The sequence below is a fragment of the Planktothrix sp. FACHB-1355 genome (assembly GCF_014748295.1).
GTDB classification, from domain to species: domain Bacteria; phylum Cyanobacteriota; class Cyanobacteriia; order Cyanobacteriales; family Aerosakkonemataceae; genus Aerosakkonema; species Aerosakkonema funiforme_A.
Genome location: NZ_JACJUP010000996.1, coordinates 1 through 2,641 on the forward strand (window position 1 = coordinate 1; position 2,641 = coordinate 2,641).

Sequence of the window (2,641 nt, forward strand, 5' to 3'; positions counted from 1 at the left end):
ACATCGATCAGTCATGAATTGTGCCGTCAGGCATAATTGTCCCGGCGAGGTTAGCTCCCACCAGTTTTACTAAAATGCGATCGCCCGATCCAATGTTCGCTCCCCTCAAGTCGGCTCCCCTCAAGTCGGCTCCACTCAGGTCGGCTCCAATTAAATTGGCTTCCCGCAAATTCGCTTCCCGGAGATTTGCCTGCAATAAGTTAGCTCTAAACAAATTCGCTTTGTATAAGTTAGCTCCCATCAAATTAACTCTGTGCAGGAAAGCATCTTTGAGATTTGCATCAGTTAAGTTGGCGTAACTTAAGTTTCTGCCGGAGAAATCTTTCTCGCTTAAGTTGGCTCGACTCAAATCTTTGCCGCTCAAGTCGGAATTTTCTTTTTGCGTTTGATGGCGATAATCCGAACTCGGTTTTTCGGTTTGATGGTGATAATCGGAACTTTGCTTTTGGGTGGGATGGTGATGAGCGGAATTGTGTTTTTGGGTGGGATGGTGATGAGCGGAATTGTGTTTTTGGGTGGGATGGTGATAATAAGATGTTGTCGGCTTTTGTTTGGGTGCAGTTGCACGCTCTGGCGGTAACGATCGCAGACGATCGCGAGCTTCATTGATTTCTTTGAGCTTTTGTTGCGCTTTTTCTTGAAGTCGGGTATTATCTTTAGGAATGCGGTCTGGATGCCAAATAAATGCCAGATCTTTGTAAGCCTGATTAACTTCTTCAGGTGTTGCGCCCGGTTCGATTCCTAGAATTCTGTAATATTTATCTAAGTCGCTCATAAAATTTATTAGGTGTCATCAGCCATTAGTAATAGATTAAATACTAGCAATAACTTCACTTTCTGACCGCTCGGCGTATAACATTTATTTTAATATGCTACTTCAGCGCAAAGATGGGTACAAAAAATTATCCGAAATTTCTTCAGCGAGCCACCGCAATTATCGTTATCCTCTTCTGGGGGCTGATTTTAACTGCCTGTCAAACCGTAGAAACCAGTACTGTCGCGGACTCCAGCAGCGTTTATCAAGAAAAAGCTGTCCACAGCCCAGACGGGATTGGGAAATTTTATATGGGCAGAGAAATAGCGCAAGTGATGGGACACCTGGGGGCGGGGTGGCTGGAGCGATCGAGCCGCGAAATAGAAGAGCGACCTTCTTTGTTACTACAAGCTCTCGACTTGAAACCAACTGATATCGTAGCAGATATTGGAGCCGGGACTGGTTATTTCAGCTTTCGGATTAGTCCTTTGGTGCCAAAAGGTAAAGTTTTGGCTGTGGATATCCAACCAGAGATGCTTGACATTATTAACTTTTTGAACAAAGAGAAAGGTGTTAGTAATGTCGAGCCGGTTTTGGCCAGCGTTACCGACCCCAATCTGACGGAGGAAAGTATTGACATAGCGCTAATGGTGGATGCTTATCACGAGTTCAGCTATCCTAAAGAAGTTATGGAAAAAGTAGTAAGAGCTATCAAACCAAATGGGCGGGTAATTCTCGTGGAATACCGAGGTGAAAACCCTTTTGTGGCGATTAAACGCCTGCACAAAATGACGCAGAACCAAGTTCGCAAAGAAATGTCAGTTGTTGGTCTGCAATGGGTAGAAACAAAAAAACTTTTGCCGCAGCAACATATAATCGTGTTTAAAAAAGTAGGAGTTTAAGCGATATGGTCAGGGAACTTCCGAATTGGGAACAGTTGTATCAAGAAAAGCCAGTGGAAACAATGCCTTGGTTTAATGCAGATCTCGATCCGGATCTCGAACAAGCTTTAACCAAGCTGAACTTACAAGCAGGAACGGTATTGGATCTCGGTACTGGGCCAGGAACGCAGGCGATCGCATTGGCTCAACGCGGCTTTAAAGTAACGGGGAGCGACCTTTCTCCTACTGCTGTGCAGAAAGCGGAAGAAAAAGCCAAGGAAGAAGGTTTAAATATTATCTGGAAACAGGATGATATTCTCAACAGCAAGCTTGACGAACAATTCGATTTTGTATTCGATCGCGGCTGTTTCCATGTATTTACTGCCGATCTCAGACAAGATTACGTTCGCGCTGTAGATAAGTTGATAAATCCCAATGGCTACCTGTTCCTGAAATGCTTTAGCCACAAAGAACCACGCGACGCAGGGCCTTATCGATTTACACCAGAAGAAATTCAGCAGATATTCAACAACAAATTTAATATTTGCGATATTCAAGAAACTGTATATCACGGTACTTTAGTGCCATTTCCACTAGCACTGTTCTGCATTTTGCAAAAATCGTAAAATCTGTTCTTGCCGCCTAAGTCGAAAAACTTGGGCGGAAGTTATTACCCCTGGTATCGTCGCGCTTGTTTTGCAGCTTCTTCTTCAAGTTCGATCGCCAAGTCAATACTGAATCTGACATGAGCAATTGTTGAGAGAATATCTTTTGGGTCGATGGTACAGCCGTAGCGAGCAAAGCTTTCATCTGGATGTTGCCAACGCAACCATAACTTTCCGTTCATAGTTTTGGTACTTAATCGCCAGCCTTTATATTGTGCGGGAATTTGCTGAGGCCCGCGCTCGGAAAAGTTGGATGTTTCTGCACATTCGGGTTCGCTCACTAGCATCATCATTTAAATATCTTTAACTCTCTACATTTCCATCTTCAGTGAAAATACTGT

4 protein-coding genes are annotated in these 2,641 nt (G+C 43.8%); 2 read left to right on the plus strand and 2 right to left on the minus strand.

Features of this window, described 5'->3' with window-relative positions; genetic code table 11:
• Positions 1 to 7 precede the first annotated feature (7 nt).
• The gene (locus H6S82_RS28045; RefSeq protein WP_190463913.1) at positions 8 to 775 is read right to left on the minus strand and encodes a pentapeptide repeat-containing protein; all 768 of its coding nucleotides are present in this window, start codon (positions 773 to 775) and stop codon (positions 8 to 10) included.
• Positions 776 to 888: 113 nt separating this feature from the next.
• Here H6S82_RS28045 and H6S82_RS28050 point away from each other — a divergent pair, with 113 nt between their 5' ends.
• Positions 889 to 1,656 (plus strand): class I SAM-dependent methyltransferase, encoded by a 768-nt coding sequence (locus tag H6S82_RS28050; protein ID WP_190463914.1) that lies wholly within the window; start codon positions 889 to 891, stop codon positions 1,654 to 1,656.
• Between the two features lie 5 nt (positions 1,657 to 1,661).
• The gene (locus H6S82_RS28055) at positions 1,662 to 2,261 is read left to right on the plus strand and encodes a class I SAM-dependent methyltransferase (RefSeq protein WP_190463915.1); all 600 of its coding nucleotides are present in this window, start codon (positions 1,662 to 1,664) and stop codon (positions 2,259 to 2,261) included.
• A 44-nt stretch (positions 2,262 to 2,305) separates the two neighbouring features.
• Here the strand turns inward: H6S82_RS28055 and H6S82_RS28060 are convergent, their stop codons facing one another.
• Positions 2,306 to 2,593 (minus strand): hypothetical protein, encoded by a 288-nt coding sequence (locus tag H6S82_RS28060; protein ID WP_199315207.1) that lies wholly within the window; start codon positions 2,591 to 2,593, stop codon positions 2,306 to 2,308.
• Positions 2,594 to 2,641 lie beyond the last annotated feature (48 nt).

Bases quoted from the DNA above. Each gene is read 5' to 3' on its own strand.
- H6S82_RS28045 (WP_190463913.1), bottom strand. From the start codon at position 775: ATGAGCGACTTAGATAAATATTACAGAATTCTAGGAATCGAACCGGGC.
- H6S82_RS28050 (WP_190463914.1), top strand. From the start codon at position 889: ATGGGTACAAAAAATTATCCGAAATTTCTTCAGCGAGCCACCGCAATT.
- H6S82_RS28055 (WP_190463915.1), top strand. From the start codon at position 1,662: ATGGTCAGGGAACTTCCGAATTGGGAACAGTTGTATCAAGAAAAGCCA.
- H6S82_RS28060 (WP_199315207.1), bottom strand. From the start codon at position 2,593: ATGATGATGCTAGTGAGCGAACCCGAATGTGCAGAAACATCCAACTTT.